The 23,825-nt window shown below is 40.6% G+C and carries 21 protein-coding genes and 1 pseudogene; 17 read left to right on the plus strand and 5 right to left on the minus strand.

What is annotated here, in order from left to right; all coding sequences use genetic code 11:
• Positions 1–37: 37 nt before the first annotated feature.
• From J2X77_RS07920 to J2X77_RS07930, 3 genes and pseudogenes are all read left to right on the plus strand, one after another.
• Positions 38–409, plus strand: a pseudogene (locus tag J2X77_RS07920) (arsenic resistance protein); the annotation flags it as partial.
• 283 nt (positions 410–692) lie between these two features.
• Entirely contained in the window at positions 693–1,628 is a 936-nt protein-coding gene (locus J2X77_RS07925; RefSeq protein ID WP_310080031.1) for a 1-phosphofructokinase family hexose kinase, read from the plus strand.
• A 101-nt stretch (positions 1,629–1,729) separates the two neighbouring features.
• Positions 1,730–2,086 carry a hypothetical protein gene (locus J2X77_RS07930; protein ID WP_310080033.1) on the plus strand — a complete coding sequence of 119 codons (357 nt, stop codon included), beginning with the start codon at positions 1,730–1,732 and terminating at the stop codon, positions 2,084–2,086.
• On the opposite strand, the gene J2X77_RS07935 is transcribed toward J2X77_RS07930, so the two are convergent.
• The gene (locus J2X77_RS07935) at positions 2,070–3,101 is read right to left on the minus strand and encodes a hypothetical protein (RefSeq protein ID WP_310080035.1); all 1,032 of its coding nucleotides are present in this window, start codon (positions 3,099–3,101) and stop codon (positions 2,070–2,072) included. The genes J2X77_RS07930 and J2X77_RS07935 overlap by 17 nt on opposite strands.
• 306 nt (positions 3,102–3,407) lie before the next feature.
• On the opposite strand from J2X77_RS07935, the gene J2X77_RS07940 reads away from it, so the two are divergent.
• The 3 genes from J2X77_RS07940 (at position 3,408) to J2X77_RS07950 (ending at position 5,571) form a co-directional block, all read left to right on the plus strand.
• Complete coding sequence (locus tag J2X77_RS07940) at positions 3,408–4,406, plus strand: helix-turn-helix domain-containing protein (protein ID WP_310080037.1); 999 nt, start codon at positions 3,408–3,410, stop codon at positions 4,404–4,406.
• Positions 4,407–4,593: 187 nt separating this feature from the next.
• Positions 4,594–5,106, plus strand: a complete 513-nt coding sequence (locus J2X77_RS07945; RefSeq protein ID WP_310080039.1) for a MauE/DoxX family redox-associated membrane protein — start codon at positions 4,594–4,596, stop codon at positions 5,104–5,106.
• 111 nt (positions 5,107–5,217) lie between these two features.
• Positions 5,218–5,571, plus strand: a complete 354-nt coding sequence (locus tag J2X77_RS07950) for a hypothetical protein (protein ID WP_310080041.1) — start codon at positions 5,218–5,220, stop codon at positions 5,569–5,571.
• 55 nt (positions 5,572–5,626) lie between these two features.
• Here the strand turns inward: J2X77_RS07950 and J2X77_RS07955 are convergent, their stop codons facing one another.
• Genes J2X77_RS07955 through J2X77_RS07970 form a run of 4 tightly spaced genes read right to left on the minus strand, consistent with a single transcriptional unit; the run spans position 5,627 to position 12,043 of the window.
• Positions 5,627–6,988 carry a RagB/SusD family nutrient uptake outer membrane protein gene (locus J2X77_RS07955; RefSeq protein WP_310080043.1) on the minus strand — a complete coding sequence of 454 codons (1,362 nt, stop codon included), beginning with the start codon at positions 6,986–6,988 and terminating at the stop codon, positions 5,627–5,629.
• A gap of 9 nt (positions 6,989–6,997) precedes the next feature.
• On the minus strand, positions 6,998–10,198 hold the full coding sequence (locus J2X77_RS07960; protein ID WP_310080045.1) for a SusC/RagA family TonB-linked outer membrane protein: 3,201 nt from the start codon (positions 10,196–10,198) through the stop codon (positions 6,998–7,000).
• Between the two features lie 18 nt (positions 10,199–10,216).
• Positions 10,217–11,650, minus strand: coding sequence for a TlpA disulfide reductase family protein (locus J2X77_RS07965; protein WP_310080047.1), 1,434 nt, complete (start codon positions 11,648–11,650; stop codon positions 10,217–10,219).
• Positions 11,651–11,668: 18 nt separating this feature from the next.
• Complete coding sequence (locus J2X77_RS07970) at positions 11,669–12,043, minus strand: hypothetical protein (RefSeq protein WP_310080050.1); 375 nt, start codon at positions 12,041–12,043, stop codon at positions 11,669–11,671.
• Between the two features lie 1,012 nt (positions 12,044–13,055).
• Between J2X77_RS07970 and J2X77_RS07975 the strand changes: the two genes are divergently transcribed.
• The 11 genes from J2X77_RS07975 (at position 13,056) to J2X77_RS08025 (ending at position 23,819) form a co-directional block, all read left to right on the plus strand.
• Entirely contained in the window at positions 13,056–13,313 is a 258-nt protein-coding gene (locus tag J2X77_RS07975) for a helix-turn-helix transcriptional regulator (RefSeq protein WP_310080052.1), read from the plus strand.
• Positions 13,314–13,499: 186 nt separating this feature from the next.
• The gene (locus J2X77_RS07980) at positions 13,500–14,012 is read left to right on the plus strand and encodes a GNAT family N-acetyltransferase (protein WP_310080055.1); all 513 of its coding nucleotides are present in this window, start codon (positions 13,500–13,502) and stop codon (positions 14,010–14,012) included.
• A 256-nt stretch (positions 14,013–14,268) separates the two neighbouring features.
• Positions 14,269–14,661 (plus strand): hypothetical protein, encoded by a 393-nt coding sequence (locus tag J2X77_RS07985; protein WP_310080057.1) that lies wholly within the window; start codon positions 14,269–14,271, stop codon positions 14,659–14,661.
• A 296-nt stretch (positions 14,662–14,957) separates the two neighbouring features.
• Complete coding sequence (locus tag J2X77_RS07990; protein WP_310080059.1) at positions 14,958–15,233, plus strand: GNAT family N-acetyltransferase; 276 nt, start codon at positions 14,958–14,960, stop codon at positions 15,231–15,233.
• Positions 15,234–15,241: 8 nt separating this feature from the next.
• Complete coding sequence (locus tag J2X77_RS07995) at positions 15,242–16,357, plus strand: hypothetical protein (RefSeq protein ID WP_310080061.1); 1,116 nt, start codon at positions 15,242–15,244, stop codon at positions 16,355–16,357.
• A 146-nt stretch (positions 16,358–16,503) separates the two neighbouring features.
• A complete protein-coding gene (locus J2X77_RS08000) occupies positions 16,504–16,815 on the plus strand; it encodes a hypothetical protein (protein WP_310080063.1) in 312 nt (103 codons plus the stop codon).
• 85 nt (positions 16,816–16,900) lie between these two features.
• Complete coding sequence (locus J2X77_RS08005; protein ID WP_310080064.1) at positions 16,901–17,188, plus strand: antibiotic biosynthesis monooxygenase; 288 nt, start codon at positions 16,901–16,903, stop codon at positions 17,186–17,188.
• A gap of 63 nt (positions 17,189–17,251) precedes the next feature.
• The gene (locus J2X77_RS08010; RefSeq protein WP_310080066.1) at positions 17,252–17,542 is read left to right on the plus strand and encodes a hypothetical protein; all 291 of its coding nucleotides are present in this window, start codon (positions 17,252–17,254) and stop codon (positions 17,540–17,542) included.
• Between the two features lie 611 nt (positions 17,543–18,153).
• Positions 18,154–18,492, plus strand: coding sequence for a hypothetical protein (locus tag J2X77_RS08015; RefSeq protein WP_310080068.1), 339 nt, complete (start codon positions 18,154–18,156; stop codon positions 18,490–18,492).
• Positions 18,493–18,841: 349 nt separating this feature from the next.
• On the plus strand, positions 18,842–20,080 hold the full coding sequence (locus J2X77_RS08020) for an exonuclease SbcCD subunit D C-terminal domain-containing protein (protein WP_310080070.1): 1,239 nt from the start codon (positions 18,842–18,844) through the stop codon (positions 20,078–20,080).
• Position 20,081: 1 nt separating this feature from the next.
• Positions 20,082–23,819 carry an AAA family ATPase gene (locus J2X77_RS08025; protein ID WP_310080072.1) on the plus strand — a complete coding sequence of 1,246 codons (3,738 nt, stop codon included), beginning with the start codon at positions 20,082–20,084 and terminating at the stop codon, positions 23,817–23,819.
• The last annotated feature ends 6 nt before the right edge of the window (positions 23,820–23,825 follow it).

Raw genomic sequence — 23,825 nt, forward strand, 5'->3', positions numbered from 1 at the left:
CGAAACTTAAATTTCTTGACCGGCACGTAGGTATGGGCTGATTGCTTTGCTGTTCACCATTGTCGTCATGTTCAGCCTTAAAGGGGAAATGATCCTCCAGCTTCCTTTCGACGTACTGCGCATTGCTGTTCCGTTGGTGATTTACTTTGCGTTGATGTTTGTTGTTAGCTTTATCGCTGGCAAGAAAGTTGGCGCAGATTATTCGCAGAGTACGGCAATTGCTTTTACTGCCGCGGGAAACAACTTTGAACTGGCTATAGCTGTTGCCATCGGCGTATTTGGCATAAATAGCGGACAGGCTTTTGTCGGCGTGATTGGCCCATTGGTTGAAGTTCCTGCCTTGATCGCACTGGTTAATCTGGCTTTTTGGTTCCTGAGGAAGTATTTCACTTCCCCATCCACTGTTTAAGCTAACAACCACTTCTATCATTGAGCCGTGCCCACGCATGGCTTTTTTTTGGCGGTTGGCATTTTCGTGTGCTTTCAACTACGTGCCCACAATCTACAAGGTTCCTTTGACGGATGATGAAGGTGTCTTGACGACGATCCGGCTTACTTCAACCGCTCGTTTTAAGTTCGGTGGATAAGGCCGCACACTATCAACAATAATCAGTAGCTTTATTTAAATTATCGGCTAGTGCATTTCGACAATAAACTATTTTATCTCTGAATCGCAATTATAACGTAAAAAAATGGCAAAATCTATTTTAACAATCACCCTGAATCCATCCGTAGACAAGAGTAGCAGCGTACAGCATATCGTTCCCGAAAAGAAATTGCGCTGTGAACAACCGATATACCAACCAGGTGGCGGCGGAATTAACGTATCGCGGGCTTTGAAGAGACTCGGCCTGGCTTCTACTGCCCTTTTTACATCCGGTGGAAAGACTGGCAGCTTGCTCGAAGGCTTATTGAAGCTCGAAGATATTGCCGTCGATCCTATCCGGGTAAATGGCGAAACCCGCGAAAATTTTATTGTGGTTGACCGTTCAACCAATCAGCAATATCGATTCGGCTTTCCAGGAGAACATGTTGAATCCCACGAGTTGGAGGGGATCATGGCCTCAATTGCGGAACTGAAGTATATTCCGGATTTTGTCGTTATCAGCGGTAGTATGCCGGCTGGTGTACCGCCCGAGTTTTTACGGTCGCTGATCCATATGTACAAAACCAAGGGCAGTAAAATAATTGTCGATACCTCTGGCGATTCACTCCACGTTGCATTGGAGGAAGGTGTCTTTTTGATCAAACCGAATGCCGGGGAGCTTGCTGCACTTGTGGGGAAAGAGGAATTGGGGCACTCCGATCTGGACATGGCAGCCCAGCAGCTCATATCGGAAGGTAAAGCAACGCTGATCGTGGTCTCGCTAGGTGCACAGGGCGCTATCTTGTATTCAGAAACAGAACGAATTCAGCTGCCTTCCCCACTGGTAAAAGTACGCAGTACTGTGGGCGCGGGGGACAGTATGGTCGCCGGCATGGTGTCTGTCTTAGCCCGAGAGGGCGATCTCGAACAGGTCCTTCAGATGGGCATCGCCTGCGGCTCGGCGACCACAATGGCAGAGGGAACCGGACTGTTTGCCAAGAAAGATGTCGATCGGTTGTTTTCGGAAATTGGAAAAAGATAAAAAACTATAAATCAAGAACAAAAAGCAAATCACCTAAAGACTTACAGCTGACCGAAGAGCATCGGAAACCTAACCGATTACAGACCGAATTTGTCTCAACGTTGAGTTTTCTAACACAGAAAAAAATTGATAGCATTGCAAAGTCAACACGCAATCAATTCCCTATCAACTCCCAGCTTTCATCGGGATTTCATCGGGACGGCATCGGGCGCTCATCGAATTTATTCCGAGGAAAAGCCGAGCCCAATACGAGCAAGATTATTGTAAAGGCAGGAGTTGGTCGGGAGAAAGTGCCAAGAAAGTTGGGCAATCAATGGAAATACGACACTATCAGCGCTGCGATATGGAACAGATCATCGGCAGCAGGCTGGCTGACTGACTGGTTGACTAACTGGCTGGCTGCCGCGCTTGGTCTATCGCAGTTTACAATTGCGGGATACATCAGTTTAGCGGTATAAGGCGATCCCAGTTCTCATGCCGCAGTGTATGAAGGTTATCGATAAATTCCTTTAGTTTTTTTTCTTTGCGCATCCATTCCGTGACGAGCAGTAGGCTCATGATTTCCAGTTCAGACATCTTAGCATGCAGATAATCGAACACCTCCTTTCTAAACTCCAGGTGCGTCGCATACGGATCCACCGGATAACGCACGAGCATCATATTCACCCGGCACGTTTTACTGATACGGAAGTACCATTTGTCGAGGCCCAGCTGTTCCAGCTCCTGCACAAAATGACTGCCGTCCACTCGGCTGCCGTCGATCAGAATAAGTTCTTTTTTTCTTTTATGCGAAAAGTAGAAGGGTACATCAAACATCCGTACCGCATCTTTTTGCAAGTTTTCGATATTGAAGGGGCTGCTATGATACAGCACATCAAAAAGAAAACCGGGTACGATATACGCATCCGACACCGTCGGCAGTTGCGGGCGCGCTGCGCTTTCGCTGTTATTTTCAACAAGGCGATGCTGCGCCACAATCTCCTTCTCAAATAAGACCATTACGTTTTCCGACGTTAGCCACCATAGCCTGCCTTTACAGAACACAACGATTGCATTGGCGACCAACCCTGTACTCAACCAGGGCAAATAATACAAGTAATAGATGCTTAACAGCTTATCCTGACCGTCGATGCGATCAAACAACACATACATGCAACCCAGGTGCATGGATATACTCCCTGCGGCGGTATATAGAATCGCGCTGATGCGCTTAGTACGGGGCAAACTCTTGGTGTTGATCTTGCCGTTATCGAGCAGTTTCAGATCGGGATATTGCTTCTGCCAATGGGTCCAAAAAACTTTTAGGAGCGCCTGCGTAAACAGCACAGGCAAGAGGATGGATAGGGCAAATTGGAATACATAGGTCCAAGACATGGGCGGCCAAAAAGGCTTTAGCCCGATTTCGTTCGTTCCGATCAAATTAAAAAGCACGGCGATAAGCAGGCTCAGCGCAATTAGTTTTAATCCCTTCATAAGCTCATTCAAATTCCCTTAATTGGTTTAGGTTGTTATTATGTTATTATTTAATCACCCAATTTACTAAATAAAATTTACTAAAAACTGATTTACGGCGCTTAAAAGGAAAATTATCCTCCAAAATAGCGGAGGTTAGGACACTACACTTGCATCCGTGACCAAATAAACGCCATATTTATACTAAATAGTAATCAGATAAATAAAAATTTAAAACAGTAGGAAAGCAATTGGACCTTATCGAAAAATCACTCCCCATAATCATCCCGCAATCCTGGCCGGGGGAAACTTACACGCCTAAAGCGAATGAAAAAAGCATTACATCTCCATCTTGAATCTGTCTTTGGCGCGTCCTGTCCGCTTGCTGAATCGACTATTCAGCCACAAATAGCACTATTTAATGGAAAGATCAGTCACTACCGACACCCCTCTGGCCAAGCCTGCCTGCAGGAGTTTGATGGGCTGCTCGGCTACATCAACCTGCTGGATGTTGCGGTATCAAGCGATATCGTCATCCCGGTAAGGGTAAAGCGCTCCGATATGCACATCATCTATGTTTTTAGTGACGAGTCCGCGGTCCAGATCAAGGATGTCGGCCAGCAGACCAGTTACAGCATCACTTGCAATCGCGGACGTTATTTCTACTTAAACAGAGGCGATTATGAAATATACATTCCTGCAGGCAGCTGTACGCTTGTAAACTTTTATTTCCGCGGCAGTATTTTCCGGGATGGCAACGAGCGCCCCTTCCAATTCCTGCATCATCTCATTGATGCCTACCGCAACCGAGATAGGCAATCCTGCTGCAGCATTGATTTTCGTGTGGGCCCCAGGACAGTTTCGTTGATGAAGTCCATTGCGGCAAAAATCAAAAAAAGCGACCTGGATAGCGAGGTCAATATCCTCTGGGCCATCAAGAAACTGATCCAGCTATCGAAGGAAAAGATTTTTGAAGAGTATGAGAAGATATCGCAATCGCAAGCACAGTCCAAAGCAGCCTATTCAGCCATCAAACAGGCTGTGGCAGCGCATGGCCAGGATTTTAAACTGGAAGATATTGCTTACCGGTTTGGAATCAGTAAAGACTATCTGCATCAGCTCATCCATAGCTATTATGGAAAGAGTCCCCAGGAGCTGAAAATAGCGTTTATGGTACGCCTTGCCAAGAAGTATATAGCGGATGGCATGCGCACCGACGAAATTGCCTATGAACTCGGCTACACATCGCCCAGCAGCTTTGTCCGCTTTTTTAAAAATCAAACGGGCATGACACCAACGGCATATTTCAAGCGCAATAACCAATGATTTGACACGCCCCTATTCTACATTTTTATGGCTATTGGCATCCATTACCCAGATTCTGTATATACAAGAGTCCAGATTCTGTATATCCCACTTGCTTTTTACTGGCGAACTTTGGTATAAGATGGTTGAGAAAGTAAAAGCCTGTTAAGGTGAACCCATTAATCGCAGCAGATAAATTGTCAATAACATGAGAGGAGATAAAATATACCATTGGATTTATAAAATCATAAGAGGCGGAATGATCCTATTCTGGCTCTATGTTGGCATGGACAAGATATGGATTCATGAAGCATTTGAGCTCTCTTTAGTTCAACAACCACTTATCGGTGACTTTGCTCCAATCCTTTCCTGGCTAATGCCACTACTTGAGATCTTGCTGGCAATCTTGCTTTTTATGCCAAATAGGAAATTGGAATCTCTGGGCTGGAGACTTTCACTTCTGTTGATCCTGCTGTTTAGCATCTATATCGCATTGGGCGTAATTGGTATACTCAAAAATGCGCCTTGCATGTGCAGCAGTTTTCTGACAAATGTTAATCGGATCACCCATTTATGGATCAATAGTATTCTATTTATCGTGTCGCTTATTGCATCTCTAATCCGTACAAAAATTTTAAATAAAAGCACTCAATCAACTAATAATAAATATTATATAGATAATCAGACTGTAGTTTCAGAAAAAAACTATAGTAAATTATAAACACAAATTGTCGCAGGCTAACTCGTTATAATAAAGACAAAAAATGACAGTTGTCTGCTGTACAGAAAGGAGGATAGTCATATGACTAGTATCTTTAATCGCAAAGGCTACATGATGTTAGCGATAGCCTTCGCAGTATGTTTTAATGGCGCAAAAGCTGTTGAAAAATTATCCGGCAAATCATTTGCCAGTGTAATGCTGTATTTCCATGGTGATTCTTCGGATCCCTCACAAGTACAGGACGAGTCCAATTGGACCACTACACCCAACGGTCAAGATTGTAATGGAAACAGTAAAGCTTGTGCGCAAGAGGTCGATTCCAGTGACTTAACAACTACCGGACAATTGGACCCTGCCAAAATACAACTTGGTGCGCAAGAAAGCAGTCCTTCTTCCAACGATTATATTCCGACCAGAACGGGTGGTAGTAGCACAACGGCATTTAACCCGATCAACAGAGATTAAATTCTGCTCTGCACATATTTTCACATTGAACGGCCCCATTTAGGGGCCGTATTGGTTATTTCGGATTCTGCGGCATGCCGGTTTCCAGTATAACATCATAAGGTAAAGGTAGGGAAAAACGATTTTCGTTGGGTTTGAGTGTATAAACCTGTTCGGCAACGCTGCGTACAATAGAGATATTCCGCTCCTCGAGGTTCAGCCGCTTGATATCCATCCAGCGCAGCCCCCTAAACAGGAGTTCCTTCCGCCGCTCATGCAGTACCAGCTCCAACGCACTCTTTGGGTCGCTAAACTCATAAGGTTGGAAACTGCCGGTCTTATATCGTGTCGATAAAAGCTTGTTCAGCAACGCGATGCCCTCTTTCACTTGCCCCGACCGTACAAGACTCTCCGCCTGCATCAGCATGACCTCATCCGTAGCAATGCCAGCAAAAAGTGCTTCTGCCGGATTGTAATTCCCTCTGAAGTTGATTATCCCTGCTCCATTATCTTTAAAATAAAGCAGTTTTCGCAGATCGTTCGCAGCATAGGAACTGTATACTACCGGATCTACGAACGCGCGCGATACAGCTAAATAGTTTACACTCAGCTCTTGGTAGAAGTCAATTTCCTTATTGAATTTTTCAAATGGATAAGTGGCGTTTTGATTTACCTGTTTATCGTCATTGAAGTCTATCAGCTCACTTCGGTTTTCCAGATAAAGCCTACTGTACTGACCGACCATTACATAACTTCTTTTGGACAGAAAATAACGGGCAAGCATACCGTAGGCACTTGATTTTGCAGGTCTGTTCACATGAATAGTTTTGTTAGGCAGTAGCTCCGCCGCTTGCAATAGGTCGGCTTCTACCCTTTCATAACATTGTTTAACGGAACTACGGACAGACTTTTTATTAAAGTCTGCCGATTCCCGAAGCACAATACCAAGGTCAGCGTCCGCTGTGGATTCATTATATGCTTTGGTGTATGTCCATAGTAAATTCAAATATTGGCTCGCACGGAAGAACAATGCAGCCCCCAGCACCTGATCATATTGCTGCGCATTGTCCGTAGTACGCCCAATTTCCTTCAATAAATCAAGTACAAGATTACTGTTGTAAACGACGGTATACCCTTTTGCCCAGTCGTTGTTGTAATAGTATTCGTAATTGTCCCAAATATAGTTTCGCCTATATTCTTCCTGCAGACTGTTGAACTGTTTCTCTGTGATCATGTAGTTGTCGCATGCAGCCTCGCTCATGGAGGATAGGCCGGCGTTCATACTTTGGGCGTTGTCCAATATACGTTGCAGATCATCTAGGGTACGTGGCACCACCATGGATGCATTCGCCTTTTCTTCCAGAAATTTCTTGCAGGATGAGGTCACCATGACCATCATCAAAACCAGTAAAACCGAATAATATCTTATCTTTTTCATCGCTGTCGTTTAATAATCTAATTTTAATCCCAGTGCGTAATTTCTTGTAGGTGCTATGCGATACGGAAATTCCGGATCAATGCGTTCCTTGTTTGCCCGCCATAAAATACCCAGATTGGATACATTACCATAAATCTGTAGCTGCACTGCTCTGTTGTTTATTTTTAGCGAATTCCGCCAGGAGAAGTTGATATATTCCAAACGGATATGGTCAGCTTTGAGCACGTTGATATCCGCGCTCCCATAGAAACTGTCCGCACTGGATATGACCGGATAGAACATGGCGGGTACGGCGGTTGTCAACTCGTCACCTTGCTTTTGCCACCTGCGCTCAAAATCCGGATAAGCCATGCCTGTGGAAAATAGTGTCGTATAAGAGGTGACAGGTTTTCGAAAATAATAGTCGCCCGCATAACTGATATTCACCGAAAGATCGAAAGAACGCCATGCGAAGGTATTTGCGAGGTTGCCAAATACCTGTGGTTTTGACGATCCGATAAAGGCCATACTTTCCGAATGCAGTGGATTCTTTGCAATACTGGCGCGGATTGCGCTATAATTTGCCGACGGTTCACCATCCAGTAGGCCCAAACCCTGGCCCTTAGCGTCTACACCCATCCACTTATAAGCCGAAAGACCATTGAGCGGAAAGCCTTCCATCGGCGTGATCCCGTAACCATTACTAATGAATGTATTTAGCGTATTTGGAGTGGTTGAGTAATACTTTGTGGTTTTATTCTTATTAAAGCTGAGGGTCAGCCGTGATTTCCATTGGATCGCTCCATCAAGGTTAACCGTATTTAACGATAAATCCAAACCACGGCCATTCATGGCGGCGATATTTTTAGTAATTGTACTTTGGTATCCCCATGATGTATAATCGTAATTGGATAAACCATACAAATCCCGTCCATTTTTATTATACCAGTCGATTGAGCCCGCTATGCGGCGATTAAAAAATGCGTAATCCAGTCCGATGTTTAATGTACCTATTTTCTCCCAACGGAGCGACGGATCGTTTAGAGAAGTGATCATGATGATGGGCAGGTTTGAATTTCGATCGACCGACACGCCGCCCACGGGATCTTTTGTCTTACGGAGATCCACATTGCCACTGTAGCCGTAGGTGGCGCGCAATTTTAAGTGATCGATAAAATTCGTTTCGATAAAATTTTCCTTACCCAGTTCCCAGAATAGTCCCACGGACCAAAGTGGGGACCATTTGTCATTGGTCGCAGCACCAAAAACATTGGCGCCGTCTTTCCGGAACGAACCCGATACCCCATACTTATCCTGCCAGATATAACTTAGATTTGCATATTGCGAAACAAAGCGATTTACCTGTTTGAGAAAAGAAGGCGTGCCGACCACATTCATATTGATATTGGTCGGATTGATGGGATAGGTATTGACATAGTCGACAGGAACTGTCAATAAAGGGTCTTCCGTATACCCATAGGCCGTTTGGCTATTTTCCTTGTACAAACGCTCGCGCATTTCAGCACCGATTACGCCGATTACACGATGCTCCGGCCATGATTTATTCAGGTTCAGCTGCCCTCTTAATGTATAGGACGATCCTGTTCCATTGTTTGTGCGCAATATGCCCCCTTTAGGCACATTATATTTCACTGCTCCGGTATTCTTATCTACCTGCATATACTGATTGACCGTACGCCTTGCTATATAGCTGTTGCTATTATCCAATCCTCCGGCCAACACCTGCTGCTGTTGGTACTGACCAGACAAAGAAGCTGTCAGGTACGAGGACAGTTTATAGTTCAACGCCAGATTACTGTAGAGCTCCCGCAGTTTATTTGATGTCTGCGAATTTGCATGGTCGGACAAGGGATAATAATTCCAGTCGAGAAAGCCATTCGAATAGTTTTGATCCAGGTACAGTTTACGATATTCTCTTTCAAAAGGGATTTGCTCCCCTTCAGGCCCAAAGAAACTCAGGTAAGGCACTGCTTTGTTTGAATTAACAAAAGAGCTGAATGCCGGTTTGCCCGATTGCATTAACTGATCTGTAAATAACACCGACAGGTCTATCTGTAACTTCTCTGTCGGCCTAAAACTATTGCTGAGCTGTAGGTTTAGCTTCCTCGTCTTCGCTGCCAGTTCGGTACCTGCACGCGTATAGCCTAACCCAAAATTATACGAATTGCTTTGGCCGCCGCCACTGATATTTAAGGCATACTGCTGGGTAACCGCATCGGAAACAAAATTATCCATATAATTTTGAGCTCCATTTTGTGTTCTGTAAAAATTATCCCATTTCGTCGAATCCGCTATAGAAATCAAGCCTTTTGCCCTCTTATCCAATAGATCCACAAACGGTGTCATGGCCACATATTTCAAGGTATTGATATTAAAATTGTAATATCCCTTATCGTACAGCATCTTTTCAATACCCATGAAGGTACCATTGTCCACCCGATACAGATTAGTATAGGCCGACCTTTCCTGCAACATGAAGGTGGAATTAAAAGATATACGCGCACTTTCGTTGATCCGTCCTTTTTTGGATGTGATGACAATGACTCCGTTGCCAGCACGTGCTCCCCAAATCGCCGAGGCTGCTGCATCTTTCAAAATCGAAACCTGTTCGATGCTATTCGGATCGATATTGGCCATGTCGCCCTCGTAGATAAATCCGTCCAGCACAATGAGTGGATCGAGGTTTCCATTGATCGTACTCAATCCCCGGATCGAAATGTTCAATTTATTGAGGTCCGTATTTTTAACAGGATTATTGTCATAGCGAAATGCAGGTACCACATTGCGCAGACGCTGCAGGATGTTTGTTCCTGTCTGTTCGTTCAAGGTCTTGTTGGAAACGACATCTACCGCTCCCGTTATTTCATTTGGTTTCAGTACCTGATAACCCGTATTGACAGTTGCCTCTTCCAGGTAATTGTCCTGTTGCACCAATAGGATGATCTGTTGTGTTAGAAGCTGCTTGGTTGCGACAGTGGCGGTCTTATAGCCTACGTAGCTAAAGACCAATGAATCTGTGTCATCACTTACCTGTATGGAAAATTTCCCGCCAACAGAACTCGCTGCCTGGTTGTTTCTGCGCTGTTCTTTTATGGTAGCGCCCACAATGGGCGATTTATCCCGCTTAGCGAGGATGGTGCCCTTTACCCAAACTTTTTGCTGTGGTTTTGCTATGCCGATCAATAAAAAGGATAACAGAACCGATATCATATATTTTAACATGGTCGTTTATTCAATAGGTTTATAGAAAAATGGATACTCGAGCAGGTTTCTACTTTTACTGAGGATAATCCCCCTCTTGGCCAACAGTGCTATCTTGCTGTCGGTATCCAAGTCATAGAAATTTGACGGCAGCATAAGGTCCACTTTTGGAAGATCCTTTCCCTCGACTAAGACGGGTCTATCCAAAGTTGTACGCAAGAAATTCGCGATGCTAATGAGGCTTGTATTCTGCATGATCAGCGCAGAGCTTCCCTCTTCGATCGACTGCATTCGCATACCACCTTTGGACAAAATGCTTTTATTGGAGGGGTCAATTTTTAGGATATAGACATCCTGAAAACCAAATTTGAGTTTGACATCCACCCCAAAGTTATCGACCAATGCACGTCGAAACGCCTGGTTGATGCTGTACTTGTCTACCGAGTCCCTGTTGAAATACTGATACCAGAAATAGGTATGCGGATCGTTCAGCACTTTTTTAAATTTGGATGGCACTGAACTGTGAAATACATAGATACCGTATACTTTATCTTTGAACACCTCCGCAAAAGCATGTTGATACATGGCTCTGACGGTAGCGTTTCCAGTCTGTAATAATGTCTGCCCGTTCTTATAGTAAACATTCGGGTAAATGCCGTTGTAATTCACTTTATATCGCGCTATTGTGGAGGTGTAGGTCAACCCCACTGTATCGATCAATAAGGGCATATCGACATGGTCGATCACCTTATTAAGGATATTTCTTTCACTTTCGAAAGGTAGTTTATCCGTCTTGAGCATGGCGCTAATATGCTGTTCGGACAGGCTGGCTGATGAGGTGGTTCCTATAAAAGCACCCGCCCTGTTTATAATGGCTATACGCGGCAGTGTATTGTGCTCTATCAAAGCGGTTAAGACCGTATCATCCAGTATCGTTGGCAAGATCGGCGTATAGTTAAAATCAAACCTGTATTTTTCAAATCTCGTCTTTATACGCTTCGCTGTATCTTTATTACGCTTGCTATTTACGAGCAGAACGACGATATCATCTTTAAAGCGTTGTTGATAGAGCTCCATTTTGGGTATTCCCTCGATACAGGATGCGCACCCTGTGGACCAAAAATCCAATATGATCAGCTTGTTTTTATAGTCGGCCAGCTTTACAATCTTTTTCTTTCCATCAAAATAATTAAGTTCTAATGGCATTTTCCATACAGCTTCGGGAATAGGATCACCGGGATTGAGCGCTGTGAGGCCATTGAGCCCATTGGCCCCGCTGTCCTTGCGGGGCGTCTGAGCCGATAAACTAAACATATAAAATACAGCAATGCAAGTAAAAACCATTGTTGTATTCTTTAACACCTTTAAAGAACAATTAACAAGATTGAAAAACAATGCGAATAGCATTACAAGCGCTCCCTTATCCAATAAGGCAGCGTAAAGATTGGCTCTTTTTGTCATCTGCTTATGGATTAGGTATTATTCTGCAATTCGGTTAAAGAAACTGTGGATCCTTTGCTTGGCTTCCAGATCGGCCGTAATGGCATCGGTAGGTTCAGCAAAGGTGAATGGCACCGCATCGATACCGATCTTGCGGAAGTGCACCAGGAAATAAGCCATTAGCACACGGCACAGTTTCATCAAAAAGGTATGCATCTGCTTCACATCGGCAGCATCTTCCTGTACGATGCCCTTTCTATAGTTTTCAAAGAGTGTCCACAGGCTTTCCTGACAGTCGGTGATGGCATGTTGGGACCAGAACTCCCGAATGGTATGTAATGGATCGTATCCATTGTCGTATATTTCATAACATGCTAGCTCAAATGGTAGCAGATTGTTTGCGTGTTGGTTCATAACTTAGTTTCATCGAGTACGACAAACCTTTTGATGCTCGCTCAACTAAAGGCATAGCTTTCCCCTTCGCGATTTTTCACGTTCAAAAGGCTTGTCATTGCACAGATCAAATGTGATCTATGCGAAATGGACAAATAATATTAAAAGTCCGAAAAGCGCCGAGATACAATTTCAAGGCATAAATAGGGTTCATTATGGCGCTCCCTGCCGGAAAGAAGTAAATACCGACCTAACACAATATTGGATCGCAATAAAAACTACGGATAAAAAGTTTGGACTCAATGAAAAATTGCTTAATTTTAACGTGCAATATTAAATCAAGCTGTATTATTGGCCAATATTACCTTTTAATGCAATTATATAAGTGTAAAGGTCGGTTACAGGTGTAAATAGCGGGACATTAGACTGAACTGGGTTCAGCTTTCTTTTCATTTTAAGGAAAGTTAAGACCTCCCCTTTTTATTGCTCTTTACAGCCTGTGTTTGATGGAGCGCAACCTATTCGGGCGCGCGGAATATGTTCTTTAAAAGTGATTTGCGGGAATACCTCTTCATGCGATCTCTGATCGAATGCGGATAATGGGTGGTGTTTGTTCGTTTCGTTCTCATAATCGTTTTTGGTTTTATGTGAACGAGTTCCAAAATAACGAAGGAATGAAACCTTGCCTTTCGCCACTCTTTCGCTAAGGCCCTAAAGCATTAGCTAGGCCTTAAGTAAACTTAAGGTGGTACCCGGAAGCGGCTACTCAGCAAGGCTCATTCCCGCGCGTATGCAAAGATACAATATTCGCAGGTAATGAGCTAACCTTACCGCCTCCTTCCCAGGTACCAAGTGGAAAGTTGGAGACTCGTCAATAATATCAAAGTGTTTAAAACACTTAATATTTTCAAGTTAACTCAATGCCCCAATAATTAAGGGCATAAATAAAAAATCAGATAGCAAATTAAAACTTAGCTATCACTAAGCAAATATAAGGACTTAGCTATAGCTATGCAAATAATTTAAAAAATTTATGGCTGAAAAAATACCAAAGACTAAAATAGAATGGGAAATTGTTAAATTGGTGAGAGAAATAAGGAATGGAAAAAAAGTCAGCCAAGCGAAACTTGCTAAATTGCTTGGAGTAACTTCTGGATATATAGGCCAGATTGAAATAGAAAACTCTCCGAGTATGTACACCTACGACCAATTAAACAAACTGGCGATGGGATTAGAGTGTAGCCTAAAAGATTTTATGCCTGAAAAGCCTGTTGATATTAATTTTGTATAGAGGTTAAAAATGAGGTGAATACAAAGTTTTCACTTTCTTCAACCAAAGAAATCGGATATCTTACTAATCTTAAATTTTTGATTTACAAATCAATATCGAAGATGAGTATATTTTCAAATTGAAACAGATTCCTGTAAATTAAGAATTCAGGCCAAACAGATTAAATGAATTTAAAAACTTATCAGTATGCCACTGGAAATTCAGACAGATAGATTAAAATTATTACCGTTTACAATACAGATTTGTGAGCAAGCATTATCGAGCTCGACTTCACGTCTTACTGATTTAGGTATTATGCCTACTAGAGATTGGCCAGATATGGAAACTTTGGATACATTGCCAAGAATTATAAATAATTTAAAAAAAGTAAAATCGCCTACCGGATTTGAATCATGGATGGTTATTCATAAAAATACAAATATATTAATGGGGGATATTGGATTTAAAGGAGCTCCCAATGAATATGGTGAGGTTGATCTTGGATATGGCATTGTTCAGACCGAAACTAAAAAAGGATATGCAAAAGAGGCTGCCTTAGGGTTAATAGAATGGGCATTTAGGCAAGAAGGAGTTAAAGCAATTACAGCCAATTGTTCAGAAGAGAATTTGGCTTCACAAAAGATATTAACTTTTCTAAATTTCAATGTGGTTAAAGAGTATGAAGGAATGATCTATTGGAAGTTATTGAGTACAAATTAATTTTTACCCCGTGTGGCTTGTATTACAGTTTAAGGGATTATTATAAAGGTAAAGAAGAACTTATGAAGAAGCGGAAAATGTTCTTAATGGGACATCTTTGTTTTGTACATTGATACTACTATTTTTTATGGTCATATTTAAGGATCTGGCTTCTCTAAACTGTTGATAGACTAATGGAGAGATTAATAGATAATGGTTCCCTGTCAGAATCGAAATCATTTATTCGGCAAATTGAAAAAAAAATTATATAATTACTATGAAGACAAGATTTATCACACTATTCTTGCTGTTGTTTGTAGCAAAATCTTTTGCTCAAAATATATCTAATGCACCTATTCAAATTAATTCTTCGGATAGTACAGTTGGATACAAGCTTTTCCCTACACAAAATATGTTCACATTTATCAAATTGAATACAAGAAATGGACAAATGTGGCAAGTTCAATGGGATACAAGCAATAAAAACAGATTTGTAAGTACATTATCAGATACACTTTTAGTAGATAAGGATGAAGAAAAGAATGGCAGATTTTTTCTTTATCCAACTACTAATATTTTTAATTTTATTCTTCTCGATCAAATAGACGGTAGAATGTGGCAGATCTCCTGGGGAAGAGAAAAGGACAGAAAAGTACTTTTAATTGAATAATAATGTATTCTTATTGTCTTAATAACTAATATTCATTTTTAAACCATTAAATACATGAAAAAAGTAATTGCTATATGCACGATTATCGTGCTAAGCCTATCTTTCCAGAATTTAAGTGCTCGGATAAAATATCCAGGAAAAAGACACACTACTAGCCATGGCGGCACTTATAAAAGTGGTAAAGGTAGCTCTCATAAAGGCGGAACATATAAGAACGCTAAAACAGGTAATCGATACGGTAGACATAGATAAGACAATCATCAAATAAATATTAATTTAAATCATTAGCATAGAATATGAAGATTGATCTTAAAACCAATAAAAATTTAACCGTAAATGAGGTTCTAACCCTATATCAGGCCAATAAATGGAGTGCAGCCGATAAACCAGAACTACTGGTGAAAGCACTATTGAATTCGCATTCTTTAGTTTCTGCTTGGGACGGTACAACATGTTTTCACTTGCAAATGCTTACTGCTGATGGAGAAGCTATAGACTTTTATAAAAAGAATGGCTTCGAAAGAGCAGGACAAACGGAGCCGATGTGGATCTATTCCGGTGGCGATCATTAAAATTGATTATGAAATACTTATTAATACTTTTAAATCTTTGCAGCTTATTATTATCCGCTTATTGCCAGGATACACCACCGATTGCAGTGTCTCCCATTGTTGATTTAAATATACCGGTCAATCAAAAAATTGTCAATACTGTCGATAGTTTTTTAAGAGTAAGGGACGACTATACCAATATTAATAGGTATAAATTTTGTGAAAAATCTGACTTTGATCGATTTGGAAGTCCGTTTTCTTTCTTGCAGAATATGGAGAACAATAATAGCGGTCAGCGTGTTTTCAATCCTTGCGTAATGGAGATTATACCTTGGGTTCCCCAGAAGCAATATATTGTCAAGATCAGTTTTATCTCATCCAGTAAACCTATTCTAAAAGCTATGGTCAATGTAATAGCAAAATACAATAACGATACAGTAAAAATCTCATCTTATCTAAATTTTACTGAGCAGACCTGGCAAAAGAAAGAAAAGGAAGAAATTGTCTACTATATAAGTCGCAATAGATTAAAAAACGTTTATAGAGACATCAATTCACAGATAAAGTTTAATAAAAAAATGTCTCAGTATTTTGATATTCCCAGGATCCCTTTTACCTACTATTCTGCATCGACAGTAGAAGAGTTTTTTAATATGCAGGGTTTTCAATATCATCCGATGATGTATGCAGATAGTACCGGTGGCGTCGTTTACAAAAACAATGTATTGTCGGCAAATAATTCGGAATATTATCCTCACGAAATCAGTCATCTGTATATCAGAAAAGCTATTCCCGGGATAAATCAGTTTTTCGATGAGGGACTTGCTACTTATTTAGGCGGAAGCGGAACGCTATCTTATGAACAACTTAAAGCCAAATTCAAGAAAGAAGTCAATCGGATAGATATATGGAAAGTTTGTCAATCCAATATATTTGACAGGACTTATTGGACACATGATTTTCCAGCCAGCTATGTGGTAGCAAGTATAGTTTGTGAATATGGCATAAAAAAATACGGGAAAGTAGATTTTTTTAAATTGCTCAGAGATATACGTGAAACAAATTTAATTTTTGAAAGTCTAGGTTTAAATAAAGAGAATATACAAAAGGAACTGCTCCGACTATTGGCTGATACCTCAATCTGAAAATTAAATACATAGCTAATTAAAAATCTCATTAAAAACAGAAAAATAATTTTTATCTGTTATGCATGAAAAGCCTATTAACATCTGATTTGGAAAACAGAATTAAAATTGAGTAAATTACAAATATCGATCTTAAAAGGGATTATATGTCTGAAATTGCGAAACCACATTATTTAAAAAAATCTATAAGAATATTCAAATTCTATACTATTGCGACATTAATATTGATTTTAATAATTATGCTTTTGCCGCCTTCACGGAAGAATTATCCAATATTGGTATCTGCACTTACACTATTACTTTTAGTAATTGCATTAATATTTCCTCCAATGGGTTTATATTATAGCTGGAAAAGCTATCAAGCAAAAGAAGAACCAAGGAAAAAACGAACAATGTTTTTTATGGGGGCATCTGTTTTTTTGTACTTTGATAATATTATTTGTTATGGCCATAATTAAGGATCTGGCTTCACTTAATTGGTAAGAAATTGATTTTTATATTGACTGATATTGCTAATCCTAATTTTAAAAAAATAAAAAAACGATGATTTTAGAAGTAGCTATTTTAAATGTAAAACTTGGTAGAGCGGAGAAGTTTGAGAATGATTTTCAAATAGCTAGCCAGTATATATCATCTATCGACGGATATATAACACACTCCTTAAAGAAATGTATAGAGGTAGACAACCAATACATTTTATTAGTGCAATGGGTTTCTGTCGAAGCACATGAAGTTGGATTCCGACAGTCTCCGCAATACCAGAAATGGAAAACCTTACTGCACGACTATTATGATCCTTTTCCGCAGGTTTTGCACTATGAAGAAGTATGATAGATTGAATGTCTTGTACCTTACTATCAAAGTGAGGGGATTGGTCGTTTGATCATGGATAAAATGCAAGAGATCTATAAGGGTTTTCACATGCAAATGCTTACTGCAGACGGTAATGCTATTGAATTTTATATAAGGAACGGCTTTGAACGAGCTACCCAAACAGAACCGGGAAGCACTTTATTAATTGGTGCCATTCTTTTTATTCTAGCAACGGGATTAGGTGCTGAAGAAGCAATGGTGGTTACACTGATGCTTTTGGCCTTAAGTCTTGTCTTCTCTATACCAACCCTAATTATCTATATTTTACTCTTGAACGGGCTTAAAAAACATAGCAGAATAAACACAAAATAGGTTAGACCAATTTTGATTTCTACCGCAATTCTTGGCACTGGTACCAAAATCTGTTTGTTTAATACAGCTGGAGTTATGCAACCAATAATCTGCTATTTAATCGCTACAATTGTTTCTAGTTACTTTTTCGAGATTGAGAAGGGGAATTTGGAAATTACTGATTAATTTTGATAAAAAATCTTGTTTATTTACAGAAAATAACTATTCTTGAAGAAATACCAAAATGGTATCGGCGAAAAGGTTATTTGTTATCATGCTGAAATCAATGGTGTTTAATGTGTTTAATTACTCTATTTTAAAAGTGCTGTTAGCATTTTAAACATGCTACTTCTAATCAGTCTTTACTCAATGATATAAAGACTCTTGTTAAGTATTATGCTAATGAAGCCGATTAAACATCCGCAACGGCAATGCTATTCTGTTACTTTTAATCCTGCATGCATTGTTTTCTACTAAAGTATAAAGGCTCTTGTTAAGTATTTTGCTAATGAAGCCGATTAAACTTCGGCAACGGCAATGCTATTCTGTTACTTTTAATCCTGCATGCATTGTTTCTCACTAAAGGCTTAACGACCTATTTTAACACAATTTCTTAATTAAAATTTAAAAAAATGAATAATCAACTAACTATTGTTCTAACGTCAATTGGCCTAGATAATGAATCCTCATTTTATGCCTATTATTCTGAAGGAAATCTAAAATTAAAAGGCAATGACATGTCAAATTTAGTATATATTGATATGCATGAACCATTTGACATCAGAATGGCAGTGAACTGCATAAGTCAATTCTTGTCAATACTACATACAATCAATCCTGACTTAAGGAATATAGACATTTCTGAATTTTTTAATGGGCCTAAATTTATGGGTGAAGCTAATACTAAAACTAATACTAATGAAGAGGAAATTATTACTTTTAAAGAAGTAAAGTCCTACATACTATTATAATAAACCCATTTCATATATGCGGCAAAACTGTAAAAATCATTGGATCCTACTTCTTTCAAGAATGATCCAATGATTTAACAATACTCAAAATATTTATCGAATCTTTAAGCCAGATATGGTTTCCCGTAAAAATTTAAAAATTAGACATTGTACTTTTCCCAAGTATAACTGTAAAGTACTTTTTCTTGTAATTCTTTATTAAACGCTGTAAAAATAATGCTTAAAAAATTTATGTTTTAAATTACAATTATTATATTGTACTCACATATTATTAGACCATCACACCTTTTTTCCGTCGTGATAAAAACGAGTTCAAAAGGACGATTTATGAACTAGCCATTTATTAAAAATGAAAATTCTTCATACAGCAGACTGGCATATAGGCCAATTATTTCACGAATATGATCGCACCTATGAACATCAGCAATTCTTAGAATGGCTGGTCGAAACATTGCATCATGAAAAAATTGAAGTACTGCTTATTAGCGGAGACGTGTTTGATATATCAAATCCGTCGGCTCAGTCGATCAGAATGTTTTATTCCTTCTTGAATCAAGCTACTTCTAGAAACCCAGATCTACAAATTATAATCACTGCCGGAAATCATGACTCTGCATCACGCCTGGAGGCGCCAAAGCCTTTACTCCTGTCTTCAAAAATTCATATTGTTGGATTGGTTGAGAAAGATGCGGAAGGAAAAATAGATTATGAAAAGTTGATTGTACCGATATATGACCAGGCTGGAAGAATCAAGATATACTGCCTTGCTGTACCATTCCTGCGTATGGGAGATTACCCAGCCATACCTGACTGCTCTAACCCCTATACAGAGGGTGTAACCGCACTTTATAAAGAGTTATTTGACTGTGCGCAAGAAAAAATTAAGGACGATCAAATCATTATATCGATGGGGCATCTACATACGCACCATGCTGAAATAACTGAGCTAGATACAACAGAAAGACCAATTATGGGTGGTGTAGAATGTATTCCGGCGACGGCTTTTCATGATGATATAAAATATGTTGCTCTTGGACATATTCATAAGGCGCAAAAAATAGGCGGCAAAGACCATGTGCGTTATGCTGGCAGTCCCCTGCCTATGTCCTTCTCAGAAATTAACTACAAGCACCAAGTCATCGCATTTGATCTCGACGACGAGATGCGTAACCTACGATCGATCGAGATACCATTGTTTGTACCGCTGCTGAGAGTTCCGTTAAAACACCAGCCTTTACATGATGTCATTGCTTTGCTTGAACAACTACCTCCTTCTGATCAAGCTAACAAAGCTACAATACCTTATCTGGAAGTTCGTGTATTTTTAGAAGGTCCTGAACCAGCATTGAGGCATAAGGTAGAGGTGACATTGCAGAAGAAGAAAGTGAGACTTGCGAAAATTGATGTGAAGTATCCTGACTCCAAAACGGTGCAACATCAACTCATCGCTCCAGAGCAGTTGCAGGAATTAAAGCCGATTGATGTATTTGGAAGAATATACCAATCGAGATATAATAGTGCCGTACCCGAAGAGATCCTACATCTTTTTCAACAAGTAGTGGAAGAAGTCAATCAAACAGCCGAGTAGAATGAAGATATTAGCTATAAGAATTAAAAACCTAGCTTCCCTAGAGGGAGTGACAGAAATTGACTTTACTTCCGAGCCATTATCATCCGCTGGCATATTTGCGATTACGGGAGCTACTGGCGCTGGAAAATCTACGATATTCGATGCCTTGTGCCTTGCTCTTTACGGAAAGACACCGCGGTATCTGCAGGCGAAAGAATCTGGTATCGAAATTAGAGATGTTGAAGGGAGCACCCTAAATCAGGGTGATGTGCGGAGCATCTTGCGCGATGGTACCGCGGATGGCTTTGCTGAAGTAGATTTTGTCGGTATTGACGAACAATATCATCGTGCTACTTGGAGTGTAAGGCGTGCGAGAAATAAAGCGGATGGTAGCATGCAATCTGATGCTGTGACGTTAAAAAATATAACTACGAATATCGATTTTCCAGCCAAAAAAGCTGAAACGTTAAGTGAGATTGCAAGGTTGGTAGGTCTAAATTTCGATCAGTTTACCCGGTCTGTGTTACTAGCTCAAGGCGATTTTACAGCTTTTATGAAAGCCGATAAGGGTGAAAAAGCTTCTCTGCTTGAAAAGTTGACTGGCACTCATATATATTCGGAAATATCGAAAAAGATTTATGAAAAATACAGAGCTGAAGAAGTGCTGTTGCGTGACCTTAATCTTCGTAAAGAAGGAATCATCACGCTCACCGAAGAAGAATTGAAGACGCTCTCAGATGAACAGGAGACACTGGAAATCGAGATCAAAGCTTTAGAAAAAGAAATTGAAAAACTTACTACTGAAATCTCTTGGTACGAACAGCTCGCTAATTTGCAATCTAATTTTAATCTAGCGTACACAGCATTAAATGTTGCAACGGAGATCCAAAGCTCTGCCCAGCCACGCAAACAAAAACTGAAAACTGTTGAGCAAGCACAGCAAACCAAAAGCTGGGCAGATGCCTTGAAACATGCTCAACAGCAGCATGCTGACAAAACAACAGCCCTCGCACAAATAAAAGCAAACATCGCCGTCCTACAGGATGATAAAGAAAAGCTCGAAAAGCATTTGGAGGTGGCCGAAACCAATCTTTTAGAAAAAAACAATGTACTAACCAATGCCCTTCCCCTACTGGAGCAAGCTAGACGACTTGATACGCGGCTGGCGGAGAAAAAACAACAGGTAGAAAAACTTAAAGAAGAAGCTGAAAATTCTGTTGAAGCCAATAATCAACATCAAACCTTACAGAAGGCTAAACAAGAGGAGTTTGCAAACCTTGCTAATCAAATAAAAGATATCACCGACTGGAAAGCAGACAACAAATACCGCAGCCCGATTGCGGAAAATAAGGACCTCATCTTGTCGAAACTAAAGGATGCGCAGCAGTTTTTAGAAATAGCGCAGCAATCATCCGCTATGTTGACACAAATACAAGATAAATATGATAAAGACGAAGCCAAGAGTTCGATGATAGACTCTGATTGGAAGCAAAAGTTAGATCGCCTGGAAATTTTAAAGAAAAGTAATGATTTACTATCCAAAGAGTTGCAAATAACGTCTATCGAAACTTTGGGCTTAGATAAATCCGAAACAGACAGACAGGTTGAATACACTATAAAAGCACAGGCACATTGGCAACTGTTTTATGGTGCACTTACGGAATTGGAAGCACTAAACCAAAAACAGGCAAATGATAAGTCTGACCTTCAAACAAAACAGGAATCTTTACAAAATTTAGCCCAGCAGCTGCCGTTGGAAAAGGCACAACGCGATACGGCGCAGCAGCTTTTACATCAAGCTCGTCTGGCATCGACCGAAAACGTAGAAACATTGCGGGCGGCTTTAGTGGATAACGAGCCTTGCCCTGTTTGCGGAAGCATAAGTCATCCCTATGTGCTTCATAATCCGCAATTGGAAAATGTATTGGTGAAACTGGAAAAATCATTCGAGGAACATGATCGGAGCTATCACGCGAGCAATAACCTCTATATAGCCCTGGAACAGGAAAGTAAGATGCTACAGCAAAACATTGAGAGCCAAAGTGAAGAAATTGCAGCAAGGCAAGTAGCATTAGTCTCTAAAAAGCAAATTTGGGAACAATTTGATATTGCCGACGAAAGTAAGGCCATAGCCAGTGCTGAAAAAGCAGCCTGGATTGAAACAAAATTACAGGATCTTAAAATCAAACAGGGTGATCTGCAAGCGCAAATACAAGCTTACACTGAGAAAAAGCGACAAATAGAAGTTGGCAAAACACAAATAGACCAACTTAAAGAAAAGACCGATAGCCTTGCCAATCAACTCAAAGACATCCAAAACCAACTGGCTATTTACAAAGAACAGCAAAGCAGCCATACGAGAGATCGTGATAAGGCATCACGTGATTTAGACAGTGTTGAACGGCTGCTCTCCCCCTATTTCACCGCTCCAGAATGGATGAAAAATTGGAAAGCTTCACCTCTAGCATTCGTTGAGCGTATTGAAACCTTTGCCCGCGATTGGAAAGAAAAAAGCGAAAGGATGGATCAATATACCCGTCAACATACAGCACTCGAAGCCACGATAAGCCAACTGGAACACCAAGCTAAAAGTCTCGCTTCAGATGTCAGCAAAAAAACGGAAAATCATGTTGCGGAAAATAAACTGTATCTAGCTTTATTTAAGGAGCGCAATTCGATATTTGTAGGTCAATCTGCAAGCGAAACGGAGACCAAGCTAAAGCAAGCAATAAAGGATGCTCAGCAGCAACTCGAGCAGCTTAAAATAACTAGGGAACAACTCAATATCAACAGCACCAAAGCCCAAACCCAATACGATGAATTGGCCGCTTCAATAATAGCTTTACAAGCCGATGCTCAAAATGCATTGGAAAAAATGCAGGGTTGGCTTGACGATTTCAACACAAAGAACAGTCAATCGTTAACCATTGAGGAACTCCATGATTTATTGTCAATGAGCAGCGATTGGATGGCTAAAGAACGCGGGGAATTGCAAACGATGGACGAGGAAGTAACCAAAGCGAGTAGCGTTCTTTCGGAACGAAAACATGCTTTAGACACCCACAAAGAAAAAAGTATATCCGACCGAGCAGTTGAGGAACTCATCGATCTCAATGCCGTAGCAAAATCGGCTCTGGAAACTAATAAACACAAAAAAGGGGAAAACAGCTTCCGCCTACAACAAGATGCTGTGCATAAACAGAATATTGGTGACTTGCTGGAACGTATTGCGGCGCAGGAAGCTATCAAGGATAACTGGAGCAAACTAAATGAAATCATCGGTTCGGCCGACGGTAAAAAATTCCGTCAGATTGCCCAAGAATACACGCTCGATGTGTTATTGGGCTATGCCAACATTCATTTGCAAGCACTGACCAACCGGTACAAAATCGAACGAATACCTCTTTCATTGGCTCTTCAGGTAGTAGATCAGGATATGGGCGATGAGGTGCGCACCGTCTATTCCCTTTCGGGCGGCGAATCGTTTCTGGTTTCGCTTGCCTTGGCATTAGGCCTTGCTTCTTTGTCATCTAGCCGTATGAAAGTGGAATCTTTATTTATTGACGAAGGCTTTGGTTCGCTAGACCCTAATACACTGAATATCGCTATGGATGCTCTTGAACGCCTGCACAATCAGGGACGTAAAGTGGGTGTCATCTCTCACGTGCAGGAAATGACGGAAAGGATCCCTGTACAGATTAAAGTGAGCAAACAGCAGAGCGGGAAGAGTATGGTAGTTGTTGAGAATATTTTTTAAAATTAA

Source organism: Sphingobacterium sp. 2149, from assembly GCF_031455655.1.
In the GTDB taxonomy this organism is placed as follows: Bacteria; Bacteroidota; Bacteroidia; order Sphingobacteriales; family Sphingobacteriaceae; genus Sphingobacterium.

Bases quoted from the DNA above. Each gene is read 5' to 3' on its own strand.
- J2X77_RS07925 (WP_310080031.1), top strand. From the start codon at position 693: ATGGCAAAATCTATTTTAACAATCACCCTGAATCCATCCGTAGACAAG.
- J2X77_RS07935 (WP_310080035.1), bottom strand. From the start codon at position 3,101: ATGAAGGGATTAAAACTAATTGCGCTGAGCCTGCTTATCGCCGTGCTT.
- J2X77_RS07940 (WP_310080037.1), top strand. From the start codon at position 3,408: ATGAAAAAAGCATTACATCTCCATCTTGAATCTGTCTTTGGCGCGTCC.
- J2X77_RS07945 (WP_310080039.1), top strand. From the start codon at position 4,594: ATGAGAGGAGATAAAATATACCATTGGATTTATAAAATCATAAGAGGC.
- J2X77_RS07950 (WP_310080041.1), top strand. From the start codon at position 5,218: ATGATGTTAGCGATAGCCTTCGCAGTATGTTTTAATGGCGCAAAAGCT.
- J2X77_RS07955 (WP_310080043.1), bottom strand. From the start codon at position 6,988: ATGAAAAAGATAAGATATTATTCGGTTTTACTGGTTTTGATGATGGTC.
- J2X77_RS07960 (WP_310080045.1), bottom strand. From the start codon at position 10,198: ATGATATCGGTTCTGTTATCCTTTTTATTGATCGGCATAGCAAAACCA.
- J2X77_RS07965 (WP_310080047.1), bottom strand. From the start codon at position 11,650: ATGACAAAAAGAGCCAATCTTTACGCTGCCTTATTGGATAAGGGAGCG.
- J2X77_RS07970 (WP_310080050.1), bottom strand. From the start codon at position 12,043: ATGAACCAACACGCAAACAATCTGCTACCATTTGAGCTAGCATGTTAT.
- J2X77_RS07975 (WP_310080052.1), top strand. From the start codon at position 13,056: ATGGCTGAAAAAATACCAAAGACTAAAATAGAATGGGAAATTGTTAAA.
- J2X77_RS07980 (WP_310080055.1), top strand. From the start codon at position 13,500: ATGCCACTGGAAATTCAGACAGATAGATTAAAATTATTACCGTTTACA.
- J2X77_RS07985 (WP_310080057.1), top strand. From the start codon at position 14,269: ATGAAGACAAGATTTATCACACTATTCTTGCTGTTGTTTGTAGCAAAA.
- J2X77_RS07990 (WP_310080059.1), top strand. From the start codon at position 14,958: ATGAAGATTGATCTTAAAACCAATAAAAATTTAACCGTAAATGAGGTT.
- J2X77_RS07995 (WP_310080061.1), top strand. From the start codon at position 15,242: ATGAAATACTTATTAATACTTTTAAATCTTTGCAGCTTATTATTATCC.
- J2X77_RS08000 (WP_310080063.1), top strand. From the start codon at position 16,504: ATGTCTGAAATTGCGAAACCACATTATTTAAAAAAATCTATAAGAATA.
- J2X77_RS08005 (WP_310080064.1), top strand. From the start codon at position 16,901: ATGATTTTAGAAGTAGCTATTTTAAATGTAAAACTTGGTAGAGCGGAG.
- J2X77_RS08010 (WP_310080066.1), top strand. From the start codon at position 17,252: ATGCAAGAGATCTATAAGGGTTTTCACATGCAAATGCTTACTGCAGAC.
- J2X77_RS08015 (WP_310080068.1), top strand. From the start codon at position 18,154: ATGAATAATCAACTAACTATTGTTCTAACGTCAATTGGCCTAGATAAT.
- J2X77_RS08020 (WP_310080070.1), top strand. From the start codon at position 18,842: ATGAAAATTCTTCATACAGCAGACTGGCATATAGGCCAATTATTTCAC.
- J2X77_RS08025 (WP_310080072.1), top strand. From the start codon at position 20,082: ATGAAGATATTAGCTATAAGAATTAAAAACCTAGCTTCCCTAGAGGGA.